Raw genomic sequence first — 19,393 nt, forward strand, 5'->3', positions numbered from 1 at the left:
TTTTTCACGCTCGGATATAAAAAGAGAGCCTTCGATCGAAGGCTCTCTTTTTTGGTCTGAGGGTAAATTATCTAGATGGCTGGTTGCTCCAATTGAACCATCTTGGCGGCTTCCAATTCCGCGTTCTTGTCGGCGGTGGCATCACGGCAGGATTGGCACTGCGCCGGAATTAGCTTACCGATGATAACATTCTCCTTGAGGCCTGACAGGACGTCTTTCTTACCGTGGATGGCGGCGTCGGTCAGGACGCGGGTCGTCTCCTGGAACGAGGCGGCGGCCAGCCAAGATTCGGTCGAAAGCGAAGCCCTGGTGATGCCCATCAGCACGGTGTGCGCCGTGGCAGGTTCACCGCCCTCGGCGAGAATGTTGGCGTTGATATCTTCGTAGCGGAATTTATCCACCAGTTCACCGGGAACCAGGTCGGTATCTCCGGACGAATCAATCCGAACACGGTTCATCATCTGGCGGACGATGACCTCGATGTGCTTGTCATTGATATGAACGCCCTGTGAGAAGTAGACCTTCTGAACTTCCTCAACCAGATACCGCTGGACGGCTTCGCGGCCCAGAACCGCCAGAATATCCTGCGGATTGACGGAACCGTCAGTCAGGCGCTGACCGGCTTTCACGATGTCGCCGTCTTTAACAGCAATATGCGAAGCCGCTGGAACAGGATACTCGCGCTGGTCGATATCTTCGTATTTGATAACGAGGCGTGAGCCCTCGACACTTACCCGCCCGCCGACCCTGGCGGCCAGAACGAATTCACCGGTAGTCAGATGAGCCGACTTCTTACTTGCTTCCGGCGCGGTGGCGAGAACGGCACCCATATCAACGGGTTGGCCTTCGGTTACTTCAAGTTTCCAGCCTTCCGGCAGTTCATATTCATCCTGGTAGGTTTCACGGGAGATAACCTGCACGCTTCGGCCGGCATCAGATTCCATGACCTGAACCGTACCGTCAATTTCGGAAATAATGGCCTGAGCCTTGGGCGGCCGGGCCTCGAAAAGTTCTTCGACGCGGGGCAGACCGGTGGTGATGTCGGTACCGACAACGCCGCCGGTGTGGAAGGTCCGCAACGTCAGCTGGGTACCCGGTTCGCCGATACTCTGGGCGGCAACGATACCGACGGCGGTATACGGTTCAACGGTATGGCCGCGGCCGAGATCGCGCCAGTAGCACTTGGTGCAGACGCCGCGGCGCGAGCCGCATGACAGAGGCGAGCGGACATAGACCGCGGTGACGCCGGCGGAGGCGATCTCTTTAGCTTTTTTATCGTCGATTTCACCGTTGCGGTCGACCAGGATTTCGCCAGTCTGGGGATGGGCCACCGGCTGGGCGGCCAACCGGCCTGAAATACGCTCGGCCAGGGGCGGAAGGATGCCCTTCTCCTTGGGTTCTTCGATCCAAAGTCCGTCCATAGTGCCGCAATCGTCTTCGAAAATTATCAGGTCCTGGGTAACGTCGATGAGGCGGCGGGTCAGGTAGCCGGAGCCGGAGGTTCGCAGAGCGGTATCGGCCAGACCCTTGCGCGCGCCGTGCGTCGAGATGAAGTATTCAATGGCTGACAGGCCTTCGCGCAGGGAGGCCTTGATCGGGAAGTCAATGATGCGGCCGGAAGGGTTGGTCATGAGGCCGCGCATGCCGGCCATCTGGCGGATTTGGGAAATGTTACCCTTGGCGCCTGAGGTGGCCATCATGTAGACATTACCGTAGGTGTCCAGGCCTTTGGAGATGGCATCGGTGATCTGTTCGGTTGCCCGCATCCAGATCTCGATAACGCCAGCATAACGCTCGTCGTCGGTGATAAGACCCTGGGCGTATTGCTGTTCGATGATCCCGGTTTCGGATTCAGCGGTGGCGACGATATTGGATTTAGCCGCCGGTACAGCGATGTCACCCATGGCGATGGTGATGCCCGAGCGTGTCGCGAAACGGAAGCCCAGTTGTTTAACATGATCCAGCGACTTGGCCATCACTTCGTCACTGGCAACCCTCTTATACTCGCCGATAAGGCGGCGGATGGTGGACTTGTCAACCGGCTTGTTGAAGAAAGGCAAACCCGGCGGCAAGGCTTCATTAAAGATAATGCGCCCGGCGCTGGTCTTTAGTTTTTCGCCATCGGGAGTCCGCACTTCGATTTCGGCGCGCAGTTCGATTATGCCGAGGTCGAAATACCTTTTGACTTCCTCAAAGCTGCCGAAGTGCTTACCCTCGCCCTTGAGTCCTGGGCGGATGGTGGTGAGGTAGTAGCAACCGAAGACCATATCAAGGCTGGGGGTGACCACCGGATCGCCTGATGAAGGCAGCAGCATGTTGTGGATGGACAGCATAGCCTCCCGGGCTTCTTTGACCGCCGCCTTGGATAAAGGCAGGTGGACGGCCATCTGGTCGCCGTCGAAGTCGGCGTTGAAAGCGGAGCAAACTAAAGGATGGATCTGCAGCGCCGAGCCGTCGATCAACACGGGTTCGAACGCCTGGATCGACAACCGGTGCAACGTCGGCGCGCGGTTCAGCATGACCGGCCGGTCTTTGACCACATCCTCAAGAATGTCATATACCTCGGGACGTGCCCGCTCCACCAACCGGCGGGCGCTCTTGATGTTGGGAGCCAATCCGTCGGTGACCAGGCGGTGCATGACGAATGGCTTGAAAAGCTCAAGGGCCATGCGGCGGGGCAAACCGCACTGATGCAGCTGGAGGCTGGGGCCGACCACGATGACCGAGCGGCCGGAGTAGTCGACGCGCTTACCCAGCAGGTTCTGGCGGAAGCGGCCCTGCTTGCCGCGCAGCAGATCGGAAATAGACTTAGCCTTGTGATCGCCGGACACGGCGACAGAACGGCCACGGCGCCCGTTATCAATCAAAGAGTCGACAGCTTCCTGGAGCATGCGCTTTTCGTTGCGGATAATGATCTCCGGGGCGCCGATCTCAAGCAGGTGCTGGAGGCGGTTGTTACGGTTGATGACGCGGCGGTAAAGGTCGTTCAGGTCGGAGGTCGCGAAGCGGCCGCCATCGAGTTGGACCATCGGGCGCAAATCCGGAGGCAGCACCGGCAGGACGGTCAGTACCATCCACTCCGGCTTGTTGCCGCTCCGGCGAAAGGCTTCAACCAGTTGGAGTTGCTTAGACGCTTTCTTGCGCCTCTGGCCTGAGGAAGAGCGCGTTTCCTGGATCAGGTGATTGCGCATCTCGCCAAGGTCAATGGCGCGCAGCAGGTCGAGAATCGCCTCGGCGCCCATCTTGGCTTCAAAGATTTCCGGATACCGGGTCTTCAGATCGTAATACTGGCTTTCGGTCAGCAGATTACCGGTGCGTAAGCCGGCCAGTTGCTCGACGATGCTGACGGTCTCTTCTTCGCTCTCGTCGCGTTCCGCCTCGAAGTCGCGGCGCAGATTGTTGATCTCCTGGATATCGGCGCCGGCGGATTCCATCGCGGAAGCCTTGGCGTCGATCTCGCTCTGGCGCTCGTCCATCTCAAGGCGGCGACCCTTTTCAAGGTCACCGATGGCGGCCTGCCTGGCCGCCTCATTTACCGAGGTGATCACATAGTGCGAAAAATAGACGATGCGTTCAAGGCTGCGGGTCGAAAGATCGAGAAGCAGACCGACGCGGCTTGGGATACCCCTGGTAAACCAGATGTGGCCAACGGGACAGGCAAGCTCGATATGGCCCATGCGCTCGCGCCGAACCTTAGCCCGGGCAACCTCAACGCCGCACTTATCGCAGATAATGCCCTTGTAGCGGATCCGCTTGTATTTGCCGCAGGAGCATTCAAAGTCCTTGGTCGGACCGAAAATGCGCTCGCAGAAAAGGCCGTCCCGTTCAGGTTTCAGGGTCCGGTAGTTGATGGTCTCGGGTTTGGTGACTTCACCATACGACCAACTGCGGATCTGCTCCGGAGAGGCCAGCGAGATTCGAATGGCGTCAAAATCAATGACTTCATTCATATTAGTTATCGGTATCCTCTTCTTCAGATTCTTCTTCGCCCGAGTCATCAACCTCAACCAGTTGCGAGGTTAACTCTCCGGCCAGGGTGGCCAGTTCCGATTCGTCTTCCTGGCTCCCTACTTCGGGCAAACGTTCGGCCGAAAGAACTTTTTCTTCCTCATTGATGACTTCTACGGCCAGACCGAGGCTCTGCAATTCTTTCACCAGGACTTTAAACGATTCCGGCACGCCGGGCTGGGACACATCCTCACCCTTGACGATTGATTCGTAGGCCTTGGCGCGGCCGGTCACGTCGTCGGATTTGATGGTCAGCATCTCCTGGAGATTGTAGGCGGCGCCGTACGCTTCCAGGGTCCAGACTTCCATTTCACCGAAGCGTTGGCCGCCGAACTGGGCTTTACCGCCAAGGGGCTGCTGGCTGATCAATGAGTAAGGTCCGGTGGCGCGGGCGTGGACTTTGTCCTCAACGAGGTGGATCAGCTTCAGGATGTACATATTGCCGACAGTGATCGGCTGATCGAAAAGATCGCCGGTCTTACCGTCGCGGAGGATCATCTTGCCAGCGACCGGCGACGGAATATTGCGTTCACGGGAGAGCTTGAAAACCCGGGCATCAAGGTCGGAGGCTGGCATGGTGCGCGCGTCGCCGACACCCAGTTCCTCCAGCCACAGCCTCAGGCAGGTCTCACGGCCGACGCCGGGATGATTGTCATCAAAAGCACGGGTGCCATCAAAACCTTTCTTGTTGAGCCAGGCAGCGGCGGCACCGGCTACGGCCTTGGCATCTTTCAATTCGTAATCCAGTTTTATCAAACCGGCAACCTGGGCGATGTAAGCCCTGGCCAAATCGTCTTCGATGGCAACATCGGTGGCGCCGTCAAAGACCGGGGTGCGGACCCTGAAACCAAGCAGATGCCCGGCCCAACCGAGGTGGAGCTCAAGTATCTGACCAAGGTTCATGCGGGAGGGAACGCCGATGGGATTCAAAACGACATCTACCGGGGTGCCGTCGGGCAGGAAAGGCATATCCTCAGCCGGAGCGACGATGGAAATGACACCCTTGTTGCCGTGGCGTCCGGCCAGCTTGTCGCCGACCGAAATCTTGCGTTTCTGGGCGACCCAAACCTGGACCCACTTGTTGACCCTGGCCGGCAGGTCGTCACCGCCGTCGCGGGTAAAGACCTTTACCGCAATGACCTTGCCCCATTCGCCGTGAGGCATGCGGAGGGAGGTATCTTTGACCTCCCGGGCTTTTTCACCGAAGATCGCCCTGAGCAGTTTTTCTTCGGCAGAAAGTTCGGTTTCACCCTTGGGGGTGATCTTACCGACCAGGATATCGTCCGGTCCGACCTCGGCGCCGACCCGGATGATGCCTTCTTCGTCTAGTTCGCGCAGCGATTCTTCGCCGACATTGGGGATATCGCGGGTGATCTCTTCAAGACCCAGCTTGGTGTCCCGGGCTTCCACCTCGTGCTTGGAGATGTGGATCGAAGTAAACCGATCGGCTTTTACCAGTCGGTCGGAAATGATAATGGCATCTTCGTAGTTGTAACCGTGCCAGCTCATGAAGGCGCAGATAACGTTCTGCCCGAGAGCCAACTCGCCGTTTTCGGTGGCCGAAGAGTCGGCCAGTACCTGACCGGCTTTGACAACGTCGCCGACGGAAACCACCGGGCGCTGGTTTATGCAGGTACCCTGGTTGGTGCGCATGAATTTGATCAGCTTGTAGCTGTCTTCGGTTTTACCGTCAGTCTTGACGATGATCTTTTCAGAGGTGACTGATCTAACGGTACCCGGATTCCGGGCGAAAATGACGTGACCCGAATACCTTACGGCCTCCATCTCCATGCCGGTGGCCACCAGCGGGGCTTCCGGCCTCAGCAAAGGCACAGCCTGGCGTTGCATGTTGGCGCCCATAAGAGCGCGGTTGGCATCGTCATGTTCAAGGAACGGGATAAGTGACGCGGCGACAGAGAAAATCTGCCGCGGCGAAACGTCCATGTAATCGATCTTGAGCGGCGGTTCGTATAGATACTGCTCGCCGAACCGGGACTCGATACGCTCGTCGATGAAGCGTCCGCGGGCGTCGAGTCTGGCGGTCGCCTGGGCTACGACGTACTTGTCCTCTTCATCGGCGGAGAGATAAGGGACTTCGTCCGAAACAAACGGTTCTATCATGACGAGATGTTCGGGCAGCTTGGCGATCCTGGTGAACGACTTGTCGTCGACAACATCTCCGGCAGCCAGGATGGTGGTGCCGCTTTCGTCTTTCACATCTTCCCGGAGCGCCAGACCGATCAACCGCGAATCATGATTCAAGAGTTCCTTCAAAACTTTGCGATAAGGAGTTTCGATAAACCCATATCGATTGACACGGCTGTAAGACGCGAGCGAACCGATAAGACCGATGTTCGGGCCTTCAGGAGTTTCGATGGGGCAGATCCGGCCATAATGGGAGTAGTGAACGTCGCGGACATCGAAACCGGCGCGTTCGCGCGAAAGACCGCCGGGGCCCATGGCCGACAAACGTCGCTTGTGGGTCAACTCTGCCAGAGGATTGGTCTGGTCCATAAACTGGGACAACTGGGAACCGCCGAAAAATTCGCGGACGGCGGCCACGACGGGCCGGATGTTGACCAGCCCGCTGGGCGTCACCTGGTCAAGGGCGACAATGCTCATGCGTTCCTTGGCGACGCGCTCCAAACGAAGCAGACCGATGCGGAACTGGTTCTGAATCAGCTCCCCGACCGTCCTGATGCGGCGGTTGCCGAGATGGTCGATATCATCAGCGTGCTCAATGCCGTTATTAATGCGGATGATCTGTTTAATGATGGCAACAATGTCTTCGCGGGTTAGCGCCCGGTTTTCTTCCGAGACTTTACCCTCGAGATTCAAGCGCCGGTTGACTTTATAGCGGCCGACCATGCCCAGGTCATAGTGGTCCGGGCTGAAGAACATGTCGTTCACCAGGCGGGAGGCGTTCTCCACGTTGGCCGGGTCTCCCGGGCGCAGGCGGCCGTAAATATCGATGAGGGCGCCGTTGGTATCGCGGATCAAGGGATCCTTGTCGATCGAGGATTGGGTGTACAGGTGCTCCATCGAAGTATCGACATCGCTGAATAAATTGATCAATTCCTGATCGGAGCTGTAGCCGATGGCCCTCAGGAAACTGGTGACCGGAATTTTACGCCGGCCGTCGATTTTAACCGACACGACATCCCTATTGGACGTCTCAAATTCCAACCACGCGCCGCGGCTGGGAATAAGTGAGGTATGGCACAGCGGGCGACCGGTAGCGGTGTCTTCCTGGACGGTGAAATAAACGCCCGGAGAGCGTAACAGCTGGCTGACGACCACCCGTTCCGTGCCGCTGGTAATAAAGGTGCCGTTACGGGTCATCAGCGGTAAGTCGCCGAAGAAAAGTTCAAATGGTTCTTTGATTTCGCCGGTGGCTTTAATAATCAGCCGGGCTTTGACGTACAGAGGCACCGAGTAATTCTGGTCTCTCTGCTGGCATTCTTCTTCTGACAGGCGCGGTTCCCGGAACTCGTAACCGATGAATTCGAGTTCCATACGATTGCCATTGAAGTCTCTTACGGGTGAAATTTCTTCGATGAGTTCCTTAAGGGCATCTTCCATGAACCAGCGGAACGATGCCAATTGAATGTCGATCAGGTTGGGAACGTCGACGACTTCGGGGATTTTGGAATAGGATTTGCGGGCTGCGGCTGCCGACAGTTCGCCGGTAGCGGCTAATGTTGAGACCATGTTTACTCCTTATACCAGTAGTAAAGTAAAGGAATTGGGCAGACTAGTTCCTGGGAAAAGTGGAACCTGAAAAGACCTTTATATAATGGAATTGCTTTAGAGGCATAATTAACAACCACTCAGTATATACCAATGTTACCGGCCTGTCAACATGGGTCAGGTTCAAGATCTGATCGACACCTTTCGAACGGGAACACGCCCCAAAACGATTGACGGATACCGTTTCCCAGTGATACTATGGGGCAACTTAAACGCAGTTGCTCAAGGGGATGATGATCCCCTTTTTAATTTATTAAAACTGTGACACAACTGGAAAAAGAACTCGCGGCATTTAGGCCGGACCGACCGACGGCATTGACCATCGGCGTCTTTGACGGTGTTCACCTCGGCCACCAGGCTTTGATAACCGAAACGCTGCGGCAAGCCAAAAGAAACGATCTTCTTCCGGCAGTTGTCACATTTGCGGGACATCCGCGCCGGGTTCTTGGCAAACACGAAGAACTGCCCCACCTCACCAGCCTCGAACAACGGACTGGCCTTCTCAGGGAAACCGGCATCGATGCGATTATTGTTTTAACCTTTACTAAAGAATTGGCATCGGTTTCCGCGGAGGAATTTCTTTCGCTGCTGGTAAAGCGACTTAAGCTAACGCAATTGGTGATCGGCCCCGACTTCGCCCTGGGTAAGGGACGGGAAGGGAATATCGAATCGATCAAAACGATCGGGGCAAGACTCGGCTTTGGCGTCACCGTGGTACCGCCGCTGCTGAAAAACGGCCAGAAAGTTTCAAGCACGCTCATCCGTAAGGCAATGGCCGAGAGCGATATGGCAAAGGTTCACGATTTTTTAGGAAGGTATTTCAGTCTTGAGGGTCCGGTGGTGAAGGGCGAAGGACGTGGCGCAACAATAGGCATCCCTACGGCCAACATCAAGGTCCCGCTGGACCAGGCACTCCCTGCGGATGGGGTTTATGCCACCATCGCCTGTTTAGAAGGAAAATCCATGCCGTCCATTACAAATATCGGGACCAGGCCGACGTTCGGCGGAGGGCATCGGACCATCGAGACTCATCTTTTGAATTTCAACGGCGACCTTTACGGCCGTTCTCTTGAAATTGCTATAATAGAGCAGATCCGACCTGAAAAGAAATTCTCCAGCGCCGCAGAATTGCTGTCTCAGATTGCCGGCGACATTGAAAACGCCAAAGAGCTATTGAAAAAGACGGGTTGCGTTTGATGGCTGATTTAGATTTCATTCTTAAAAGAGCAGTTAGCGAAATTATCGACGAACAAGAACTGCGCAAGCTGCTAGATTCCGGCAAAACCTTGCGGCTCAAGGAAGGATTCGATCCCAGTTCGACCGATATCCACCTTGGACACATGGTCGGGCTACGGAAACTGAGACAATTGCAGGAACTGGGTCTCCAGGTTGTTCTCATCGTTGGCGACTGGACGGCGCAGATAGGCGATCCCACCGGAGCTTCGGTCACCCGACCGATGCTGACAGCCGAGCAGGTCAAAGTTAACGCCGAGACCTATATGCAGCAGTTTTTCAAAATCGTCGACAGGTCAAAAACCGAAGTCCGCTGGCAAAGCGAGTGGTTCGGCAAGTTTACTCTGGCCGATGTCATCAAATTGACCAGCCGGTTTACTATCGCTCAGATGCTGGCCCGAGAAGATTTCAAGAAACGTTTTGAGTCCAACCGGCCGATCACCATCACCGAATTTTTGTACCCGCTACTCCAGGCCTATGACTCCGTTATGGTTAAGGCGGATGTCGAGTTCGGTGGCAACGATCAGAAATTCAACCTTCTGGTTGGTCGCGAACTCCAATCAATGATCGGCCAGCCGGCCCAGCAAGTCTTCCTCACCCCGATCCTCACTGGCACCGACGGCACCAAGAAGATGTCCAAGAGCCTGGGCAACTATATCGGGGTGGCTGAATCCCCGGAAAACATATTTGGTAAGGTCATGTCCATTGGCGATGACCTCATTATCCAATATTTCGATCTGTTAACCGACGTTACCGATGAAGAACTGCGCCACTTCGAAAGAGATATCGAAAGCGGCCGCACCAACCCGATGCTACTTAAAAAGCGGTTGGCCAGGGAGATAATCAACCAACTGTACAACCAGTCTGAAGCCGCCGACGCCGAGATAGCGTTCGAGCGAGTCCATCAACGCCGGGAGATGCCGGAAGAAATCAGCGAATGCAAAGTTTCATTCGAAGCCATGAAATCCGGCGATTGCGAGGATATCGACCTGCCGTGCCTGATGGTGGCTACCGGGTTGGCAGCCAGCAAGGGAGAAGCCAAAAGGTTGATCCAGCAGGGCGGCGTATCACTTGAGGGCGAAAAGGTCACCTCGGAAAAGGCTCGAATCACGAGCGGTTGCGTTTTAAAAGCCGGCAAGCGGAAATTTGCCCGTATCATCAATACCGATATTATCAGCGCTTCATAGACCCATTTTTTTGAAGGAGAGATTCCAGATGCAGAACCTACGTATTCCCGGCCCCACGCCCTGCCCTCCCGAAGTCCTGGCAGCGATGGGACGCCAGATGATCAACCACCGCGGCAGCGAGTTCGCCGAGATCATCAAGGACGTCACCGTCAAAATGAAACATGTCTTTCAGACCAAGAACGAACTGATGCTTTTAACCGGCTCCGGTACCGCGGGTCTAGAGGCGGCGGTGGTCAACATGCTTTCACCCGGGGATACGGTGCTGGGGGTGGCTATCGGTGTTTTCGGCGAACGTTTCGCCAAGATTGCTCAAACTTTTGGTGCCAACGTCATACCGTTGAATTTTGAGCACGGCAAAGCCGCCGATCCAGCCCTGATGAAGGAAGCCCTGGACGCCAACCCGCAAATCAAGGCGGTTTTGGTCACTCATAACGAAACCTCCACCGGCGTCACCAATGATCTGGCTGCCATCAGCAAGATCGTAAAAGGCGCGGGAAAACTACTCCTGGTTGACTGCATCTCATCGCTCGGTTCTCTCAATGTCCCCGTTGACGAATTGGGCATCGACGTTGCCATTTCAGGTTCTCAAAAAGGCTGGATGGTTCCTCCGGGTATGGCCATGATATCGGTTTCTGAAACCGGCTGGCAGGCATACGCCCAGGCGAAAATGCCGCGATTCTATTGGGATCTTGGCAAGGCCAAAGCCGGGCTTGAGAAAGGCCAAACGCCATGGACACCCAACGTGTCGGTGGTTTTTGCCTTTCAGGTTGCCCTGGAGATGATGCTTAAGGAAGGCATAAATAATATCTTTACCAGGCACGCGAGGATCGGCAAATTTACGCGTGAGGGAGTCAAGTCCCTGGGCCTAACGTTGTTAGCCGACGAAAAGTTTGCCTCGAACACAGTTACCTCGGTAGTCGCCGACCGCGGACTCGACGCCAAAAAATTGAACAAGATCATGAAAGAAGAATTTGATATTGTCTTGGCCGGCGGCCAAGGGCCTCTGGAAGGCAAGATCTTCCGCATCGGTCATCTGGGTATGGTTAATGAAAAAGATATCCAGGCGGTTTTTGATGGCCTTAAGGTGGCTTTGCCGAAGGCCGGTTTCGTAAAATAAGGAGAATATTCAGGACGATGAAAAAGGTATTAGTTGCGGACGCTCTTTCAGCAGCCGGGGTCGAACGGCTCAAGGCTATCGCCGAAGTTGACGTTAAAACCGGTCTCAAACCGGAAGAACTGATCGCTATCGTCGGTAGTTATGACGCCCTGCTCGTCAGGTCGCAGACCCAGGTTACCGCCGATGTCATCAGCGCAGGCAAAAAGCTGCAGGTTATCGGCCGCGCCGGAGTCGGTGTCGATAATATCGACATAAAAGCCGCGACTGAAGCCGGAATCATTGTCGTCAACGCCCCAACCGGGAATACTATATCCGCCGCGGAACACACCCTGGCCCTGATGCTATCCATGGCGCGGCATATTCCCCGTGCCAATTCCTGCCTCAAAGGCGGCGTTTGGGAGCGGGGCAAGTTCCTAGGGACCGAACTTCGCGGCAAGACGCTTGGCATTATCGGCCTGGGGAACATCGGCTCTGAAGTAGCCAAACGGGCCCGGGCTTTCGAAATGAAAGTGATTGGGTACGATCCTTTCGTTTCAGCCGAACGCGCCAAGAACATGCAGATCGAACTGGCTTCACTGGAAAGAATCTACAAGGAAGCCGATTTTATCACCCTGCACGTACCGCTTACCGCACAGACCAAGAATATGGTCGGCGCTAAAGAATTGGAAATGATGAAACCCACCGCCCGCATTGTTAACGCCGCGCGGGGCGGTCTTATCGATGAAGAGGCACTGGTAGCCGCCGTAAACGCCAAGAAATTAGCCGGGGCAGCCATCGACGTATTCATCAAAGAGCCGTGCACCGATAACGTCTGTTTCGCCGCCGAGAATATCGTGGTCACGCCGCACCTCGGCGCTTCAACCATCGAAGCTCAAGACCTGGCGACATCGGATGTTGTCGACCAGGTGATCGATATCTTCAACGGCGCTCCGGCCCGCTACGCGGTTAATGCCCCGTTCTTCGCCATCGAAGCCCTGCCGGTAATTAATCCGTTCCTGAAAGTAGCAAACACTGTCGGCAAGCTTGTTTCTCAACTGGCCGAAGGACAAATGACAGCGGTCAATATCAAGTATTCCGGCGAAATCTCCGGTTATGACAGCCGGGCGCTGAAAGCCCTGGTGCTCGGCGGCATCCTCGAGCAGATATCCGAAGAACGTGTAAATATGGTCAACGCGGACATCGTCGCCGCCCGGCGGGGGATGAATATCACCGAACAGAAAGAAAGCGCCTGCGACAATTACGCCAGCATCATCACCGTTGAAGCGGTCACCACCGAAGGCAGCACCATCGTCGCGGGTACGATTACCCGGGGTGAAACCCACATTGTACGCATCGATCAATACTACCTGGATATCGTTCCCACCGGCGGCTATTTCCTGTTCGCTGACCACCGGGACCGCCCTGGGCTCATCGGCGCGGTCGGCAGCATCACCGGAAAATATGACGTCAACGTCAGCTACATGCATCTTTCACGGCTTAAGCCGCGCGGCCAGGCGCTGATGATCCTTGCCCTCGATGAAGCTCTACCTGACGCCGGGATGAAACAGATCCGGGCGCTCGAGGGTGTGCAGACCGTCAAACTGGTGAAGATATAGCCTGGGGCGAAGCATGAAAATCGGCGTTTTAGCGATGCAGGGGGCTTTCGCCGAGCATATAGGCGTCCTTCAGCGCCTGGAAATCGAAGCCGTTGAGGTTCGCAAGATCGATCAACTCGACGATCTCGCGGGGCTCATCATACCCGGTGGCGAAAGTACCACCATGCTCAAACTGGCCGATATCTATCGTATAAACGAGACGGTAAAAACGAAGGCGTCGGCGGGACTGCCGGTATGGGGCACTTGCGCCGGAGCGATACTTCTCGCGGATGAAGTCACCAACGCCGGGCCACATATGCCGGTGAGTCTGGGATTGATGCGGATGACCGTCCGCCGCAACGCGTTCGGGCGCCAGGTAGACAGTTTCGAGGTCAAGCTCCCCGTAGCAGGCCTCGGTTGCGAGCCCTTCCCCGCCGTTTTCATCAGGGCGCCGCTTATCGAGAGCGTTTTGCCTCCGGCGGAAGTGATGGCCAGGCTCGGTAACGGAACTATCGTGGCCGTCCGCCAGGGTAACCTCCTTGCCACCAGTTTCCACCCGGAACTATCGCTTGACGACAGGTTTCACCGTTACTTCATAGGAATGGCGGAGACCTATCTGGCCCAGAAGCGCGCCTAGTCGCGCAGCCGATAAACCACTATCCCCGACGGCAACTTGGGGTAAAAGTACGTGCTCTTGCGCGGCATCCTGTCTTTGGCATCCGAAATTGCCTGGATCGTTTCCGGCTTGACTGGTTTGAGGATAAAGGCGAATTGGAACTCACCCGACTTGACCCGTGAAATGGTCGAGTCCATATCATGATCGTAAGCCACTCGCTCCTCGTCCATGGCGTTCATGCCGAGGATGTCCTCCAGGACAACGTGGTCTACGACACTGACATCCATGCCGCGATAAGTTGCCGTATGGCCCGATGGCATAAAGCCTTCGACTTTGGGCTGATTCTTCACCGTCAGGCTCAAAATATCGTCGCCGCTCAAGCCAAAAATGAAGAAGCGCGAACTATCCTCAGCCATCAGCGTCTTCAGGTTTTCCCAACCGCCGTTTGAGGCTTTCAAAGTCTCGACGTTGAAATGCTCCCGGAGGCGTTCCGGCAAGATATAGAGCAGGTTTTTGGACAGACCTTTTATCACGCGATGAGTCGGCAGGATCAACAAGCCGGGATCAGCCATGTCAGTGAGCGACATCATCACGAAATTAACCGCCGCATCCGGCGGAATTTTTGGATCAAGGTTATTCCGTTCGTTCCGGTAAGCCAACGAACTCTCATAGCGGTGGTGGCCGTCGGCGATGTAGATCGGTTTTTCGGTGAAGGCGCGCTGGATAGCCGACACGGCTTCAACATCGGTGATGACCCACAGGCGATGAGACTCTCCCGGTTCACCGGCAAATTCGATCGCTTCAGGCCAGGCGGTCACCTGGTCCAGGACGGAACCGATGAACCTGCCATCATCCTGGTACAACCCGAAGACCGGGCTGGTGTCAGCTTCCAGGGTGCCGATGAGTTTGATCCGGTCTTTTTTCGGTCCGGCCATGGTCCGCTCGTGGGGACGAACAATCATCTTATCCCATTCTTCCAGCCGAACCCGTGCGAACAACCCACGCCTGATGACTTTCTCCCCACCGAAGGTGTAAGTGTGCTCGTGAAGATAGTAAGCGGGTTTATCATCCTGCTTCAATACCTCGTCCCGCAGCCACTTCTGAAGATGGGATAAGGCCCGGGTGTAACGGTTGCAGGTTTCATCATCGCCGGGGATCGTTTTAGCGTATTCGATGCGGATGAAGTTGTGCGGATCGTTTGCCAGGAGAGCCGCTTCCTGCTGCGGACTGATCACATCGTATGGAGGGCAGATTACCGCGGACATATTTTCCGTCGCCGTGTTGTAGCGGAGAGCCTTAAAGGGTCGAATATCAGCCATTGAGTTCCTTTCTAAACCTTAAGAAAGCCGTAAGTTTACCCGATTGTGACCGGTTGTTCAACCTAGTTGAAGCGGTTCATAGCGGTCTCAAGGCCGAGTTCGAGAACGGCTTCGATCACGTCGGCAGCCCGATCAACAGCTTCCTCGGCAACTTTCCGATCCAAGGGATCGAAACCAGATAATACATGGTCGACTATATCCCTGCCACCGGACATAGCAGTTTCCGGCCTTCCGATACCGATTTTGATACGGGCAAAATCCATTGAACCGATGGATGCAATGATCGATTTCAGGCCGTTATGTCCCCCGGCGCTGCCGCTGGAACGTATTCGCAGCTTACCGAGCGGCAGGTCGAGATCATCGTGAACCACCAGAATTTCACTGGGTTTGATCTTGAACTTGCGCATCAAAGCGGCAACAGAATCGCCGGACAGGTTCATATAAGTTTGAGGCTTGGCCAGGACGACCTGGTGTTCACCGATCCGGCCTTCCCCGGCACGGGAATGGCAGCATCGCTTATCGAAGTTGATGCCGTGCCTGCGCGCCAGTTCGCCTAAAACGGTGAACCCAATATTATGTCTGGTACCGGAATACTCCCTGCCAGGATTGCCGAGCCCGATAATGAGTCTCATTGAAACAACCTCGGCTGCCCGGAACTGGGGGGATTGAGCATCTTCAACAGTTCTTCTTCAGATATGGTTCGAATGCCTTTTGCCTGTGCTTTTTCCAATTTGGATCCGGCGTCTTCCCCTACTACAAGGTAGCTGGTGTTTTTGGTTAAATCCGGCTTGGTTGTGCCGCCAGCGGCACGGATCCTCTCCCACGCCTGCTCACGGCTCATGGATTTCAAAATACCGGTTATCACAAACTCCTCCCCGTCCAGTGGCCCTGTCTTTTTTGCCGTCTCCACGGGAGGGGTTTTCAGGATCGAATTCAGGCGCTCGACAACTGTTTCATTCGTTTTGTTCTGGAAGTAGGCCACGATGCTGTCGACGATTTTATCGCCGATGCCGGGAATGGCGTCGATTTGATCCCGCGTCGCCTCGGACAAAGCTTTCAGAGTACCAAACTGGTTGGCGAGTAAGGCCGCGTTTTCTTCCCCGATGTGGCGGATACCGAGAGCGAAGATGACGTTGGCCAACGGCCGGGTCTTTGATTTTTCGATCGCGGCAAGGATATTGCCTGCGCTTTTCTCTCCCATGCCCTCACGAGATGCCAACTGATCAGGTTTCAACTCGTAGAGATCGGCGACGTCGTTGACCAGTCCTTCGGCAAGAAAGGCCGCCGAAAGTTTTTCACCCACGCCCCGGATATCCATGGCCGGACGTGAGGTGAAATGTTCCAGGTTCTCCTGGACCTGCGCCGGACAGGCTGAATTGGGGCAGTAATACATTACCTCGCCCTTCGGGCGATATATCTCAGAACCGCAGACGGGGCAGCGCGATTTGCCGTCTTTACTCTTGAGCTTTTCTTCGATACTGAACACTGGAGGGTTGCCCTTACGCTTTTCAAGCACGGGACCGACGATCTGGGGAATAACATCGCCGGCCCTCTGGACGATGACCGTATCCCCAAGCCGGATGTCTTTGCGGCGGATGTCGTCTTCGTTGTGGAGGGTGGCCTGCTTGATGACCACGCCGCCCACGTAAACCGGTTCGAGAATGGCGTACGGATTGAGCGTTCCGGTGCGCCCGACGCTGATGCCGATGTCTTTGAGCTGGGTGGTCGCCTGGTGCGCCGGGAATTTGAAAGCGATAGCCCATCTGGGTTCCCGCCCAACCGAACCCAGTGTATTCTGTTGATCGATCGAATTGAGTTTGATCACGATTCCGTCGGCTTCGTAAGGCAGGCCGTCGCGTTTGGCGTACCATTCATCGTAATAGTTTTCGATTTCGGCCAGGGTGGCGCATTGCCTGTTGTTGGGATTTAGCTTGAAACCCCACTTTTTCATCAGTTGCAGCGTGTCCCAATGGGTTGCAGGCATCCCCGTGCCTTCAACCCAGCCAAGCTGGTACAGGAAACAATCCAGCGGCCTCTTAGCGGTAACTGAGGGATCCAACTGCCGCAAGGAACCGGCGGCGGCGTTGCGGGGATTGGCAAAGAGAGGCAGTCCTTCTTTTTCTCTCTCCTTGTTCATCTTCTCGAAGCCCGATTTAGGTAAGAAGACCTCGCCGCGGACCTCGAAAGCAGCCGGGGAACCGTCATGGGTCTTGAGCGGGAGGCTGTGAATGGTCTTCAGGTTCTGGGTGACGTTCTCGCCCTCTTCACCGTCGCCCCGGGTGGCACCGACGGTAAACTGGCCGTTTTCGTAGGTGAGAGCGATGGCCAGGCCGTCCATCTTGTGTTCACAGACGAATTCCAGTTCTTCGCCGGGCAATAGTTTGGTTACTCTCTTGACCCATTCCCGAAGTTCGTCCTTGGTGAAAGCGTTGCCCAGGGAAAGGAGCGGCCGGCGGTGCTTGACCACGCCGAAGGCCTTCAGCGGCTCCGCTCCTACCCGCTGGGTCGGAGAGTCGGGCGTCACCAGGGCAGGATATTCGGTTTCGATCTTTTGAAGTTCGCGGAGGAGAGCGTCGTATTCCTGGTCGGAAATCTGGGGAGCGTCCAGCACGTAATACTGGTAGTTGTGGTGTTCTATCTCGCGGCGGAGTTCCTGCGCTCTCGCCTGGGCTTTCAGAAGATTATCGGTCATCGGTTTACTTTATATCACAATTGAGATTGAGTGTCAGGTCTGCCTGTCTTTGATATTTGTTTGGGCCCTGATAATGAAATTCACCGAAACGACTCCATTATTCAGCTTTGAGATTTTGCGACTCATACTCGCAGTCGTCTGGAACAAACAATTCAAACAATCCGGACAACTCGGACAATCTTGCTTTCAGTAATCATTCTACTAATACCAATTTCGAGGGGTTGTAGCGGCTTGGAATTCATGCCGGAACCAGGCGCGGGCGAGCAGCCGCTCGCCCGTACCCCCAACCCAACCCCTTTTGCCTCGGAGTTTTATTCAAGGATCATTACCAAGGACCTCTCCTTCATTTCCTCTTCCACTCGGGAGCGAAGGAAGACCTTTCTAATTTGTTATTCCGAGTCCCAATATTACCGGCGAAAAATCTGGGAGCTTCTCTTTCGGGGAATGCACGGTTTCGAGGGCAACACCGAGATTCTTCGCTACGCTCAGAAAGACAAAGAGGCATATGGAATCGAAGAGAACTAGACATTATAGCACTAGTGTTCACTGGGTTTGTCAAGCGGCTCGTGACGTTTTTGGTGGATTATTTTGTTATGTAAATCAAGATTCAGGATTAAAAGCCGGCAGACAGTCTTTTGCCATATTGAATTGGTCTGCCCGCGGATTTATGATTAGTCATCGGCCTATATATCCCATCACGGAGGTTTAAGGCTAATTGACTGACGTAATAAAGGTGGTAATTGCCGATAGCGAAGAGGTCTTCGTCCAGGGCCTGGAGAAGATCTTGACAGAGCACCCACAAATTCAGGTGGTTTCACGGTGTCATAAATCTGAAGAGATCGTGCAAGAAGGCAGGCGGATACACCCTGATGTTCTCCTGGTTGAAGACGAACTTACTGGAGAAGAAACTGCTTCTTTTGTGAAATCCGTGACAGAGGATTGTCCTGAAACTAAAATCGCAATTCTTAAAAGACAGGGAGAAATCAATGACGGATTTTCTGGCCTGAAGGCTGGGGCCAGGGCCTATCTTTCAAAAAATATCTCTCCCGAAGATTTGGTTAAGTCTATTGAATTGATTTCAAGCGGGCGTATCATCATCTCTCCCGTATTTGCCCAACAGTTCACCGACAGCCTCAACACACGAACTATGATGGAAGAGCACCCGTCTGGAGAAGAAGTCACTCAAAGGGAGCGAGAGGTGGCAACGATGATCGCGCACGGTAAAACGAATCGTGAAATTGCAACGGAACTTTACATTTCCGAAAACACCGTGAAAATGCATGTCAAAAACACGCTCGGGAAACTCGAACTGAAAAATAGGCAACAATTGTCGGTTTATGCGGTCCTCCACGAATGGATAAGACAAGAGGATAAGCCTCACCTTTAGTCGCGGGAAAATATTGATACTCTAACCGAAGGGATTACTTAAAGGTAATCCCTTCGGTTTTTTCAAAATGCCCCTTTTGGGGAATAGGCAACAAACAGAATTGGAGGCAAAATATTCGTATGGACACAGTGACTTTGTCGGTAAGTCCAAAAGCTGTTGGTAAGCTGAAAGATATACTGGCCGAAAGATGCCGCAACAGAGGTATCGGATTCCGTCTCCTGCCAACCGCGGGGCGAGAATCGCCAAACGGGCTCACAATAAAACTGGACAAGGTCACCGAGGCAGATAGGATCATCCTTGTAGGTGAAATGTTAATCTTCGTCGAGCCGGCGGTACTTAAACAATTCAACGGGTGGCGGCTGGACTATTCCGAAAATGAGGACGTTGGATTGTGTTTGATGAGAACAAACGGCAAACGACCGGAGATCGAATAAATAAAAATCGTCGCACGCGATAACAATTGTTGGAAAGGAGGTCGAAATATGCTGTGCCGCCATTGCAACCGGAACA

General features: G+C 54.7%; 12 protein-coding genes. 7 read left to right on the plus strand and 5 right to left on the minus strand.

From position 1 onward, the window contains the following. Positions 1-71: 71 nt before the first annotated feature. Both rpoC and rpoB read right to left on the minus strand, forming a co-directional pair. Entirely contained in the window at positions 72-3,950 is a 3,879-nt protein-coding gene (gene rpoC / locus Dform_RS04740; protein WP_076003993.1) for a DNA-directed RNA polymerase subunit beta', read from the minus strand. 1 nt (position 3,951) lies between these two features. After that, a complete protein-coding gene (gene rpoB, locus Dform_RS04745; RefSeq protein ID WP_076003994.1) occupies positions 3,952-7,719 on the minus strand; it encodes a DNA-directed RNA polymerase subunit beta in 3,768 nt (1,255 codons plus the stop codon). Positions 7,720-8,019: 300 nt separating this feature from the next. Here rpoB and Dform_RS04750 point away from each other — a divergent pair, with 300 nt between their 5' ends. From Dform_RS04750 to pdxT, 5 genes are read left to right on the plus strand one after another with little or no spacing between them, the layout of a single operon-like run. Then, positions 8,020-8,955 (plus strand): bifunctional riboflavin kinase/FAD synthetase, encoded by a 936-nt coding sequence (locus tag Dform_RS04750; RefSeq protein ID WP_076003995.1) that lies wholly within the window; start codon positions 8,020-8,022, stop codon positions 8,953-8,955. Then, positions 8,955-10,178, plus strand: a complete 1,224-nt coding sequence (gene tyrS, locus Dform_RS04755; protein ID WP_076003996.1) for a tyrosine--tRNA ligase — start codon at positions 8,955-8,957, stop codon at positions 10,176-10,178. Before Dform_RS04750 ends, tyrS begins: the two co-directional genes overlap by 1 nt. A gap of 28 nt (positions 10,179-10,206) precedes the next feature. Next, entirely contained in the window at positions 10,207-11,295 is a 1,089-nt protein-coding gene (locus tag Dform_RS04760) for a pyridoxal-phosphate-dependent aminotransferase family protein (RefSeq protein ID WP_076003997.1), read from the plus strand. Positions 11,296-11,312: 17 nt separating this feature from the next. Continuing rightward, on the plus strand, positions 11,313-12,890 hold the full coding sequence (gene serA, locus Dform_RS04765; protein WP_076003998.1) for a phosphoglycerate dehydrogenase: 1,578 nt from the start codon (positions 11,313-11,315) through the stop codon (positions 12,888-12,890). Positions 12,891-12,903: 13 nt separating this feature from the next. Beyond that, the gene (pdxT, locus tag Dform_RS04770; protein WP_076003999.1) at positions 12,904-13,506 is read left to right on the plus strand and encodes a pyridoxal 5'-phosphate synthase glutaminase subunit PdxT; all 603 of its coding nucleotides are present in this window, start codon (positions 12,904-12,906) and stop codon (positions 13,504-13,506) included. Here the strand turns inward: pdxT and Dform_RS04775 are convergent. The 3 genes from Dform_RS04775 to ligA form a co-directional block, all read right to left on the minus strand. After that, positions 13,503-14,804, minus strand: a complete 1,302-nt coding sequence (locus Dform_RS04775) for a DUF1015 domain-containing protein (RefSeq protein WP_076004000.1) — start codon at positions 14,802-14,804, stop codon at positions 13,503-13,505. The genes pdxT and Dform_RS04775 overlap by 4 nt on opposite strands. Positions 14,805-14,866: 62 nt before the next feature. Next, complete coding sequence (pth, locus tag Dform_RS04780; RefSeq protein ID WP_076004001.1) at positions 14,867-15,436, minus strand: aminoacyl-tRNA hydrolase; 570 nt, start codon at positions 15,434-15,436, stop codon at positions 14,867-14,869. Then, complete coding sequence (gene ligA / locus Dform_RS04785; protein WP_076004002.1) at positions 15,433-17,496, minus strand: NAD-dependent DNA ligase LigA; 2,064 nt, start codon at positions 17,494-17,496, stop codon at positions 15,433-15,435. The genes pth and ligA overlap by 4 nt, the downstream gene beginning before the upstream one ends. Positions 17,497-18,211: 715 nt before the next feature. On the opposite strand from ligA, the gene Dform_RS04795 reads away from it, so the two are divergent. Next, complete coding sequence (locus tag Dform_RS04795) at positions 18,212-18,883, plus strand: LuxR C-terminal-related transcriptional regulator (protein WP_076004004.1); 672 nt, start codon at positions 18,212-18,214, stop codon at positions 18,881-18,883. Between the two features lie 119 nt (positions 18,884-19,002). After that, entirely contained in the window at positions 19,003-19,317 is a 315-nt protein-coding gene (locus tag Dform_RS04800) for a hypothetical protein (RefSeq protein ID WP_076004005.1), read from the plus strand. The last annotated feature ends 76 nt before the right edge of the window (positions 19,318-19,393 follow it).

Source organism: Dehalogenimonas formicexedens (assembly GCF_001953175.1).
Classification (GTDB): domain Bacteria; phylum Chloroflexota; class Dehalococcoidia; order Dehalococcoidales; family Dehalococcoidaceae; genus Dehalogenimonas; species Dehalogenimonas formicexedens.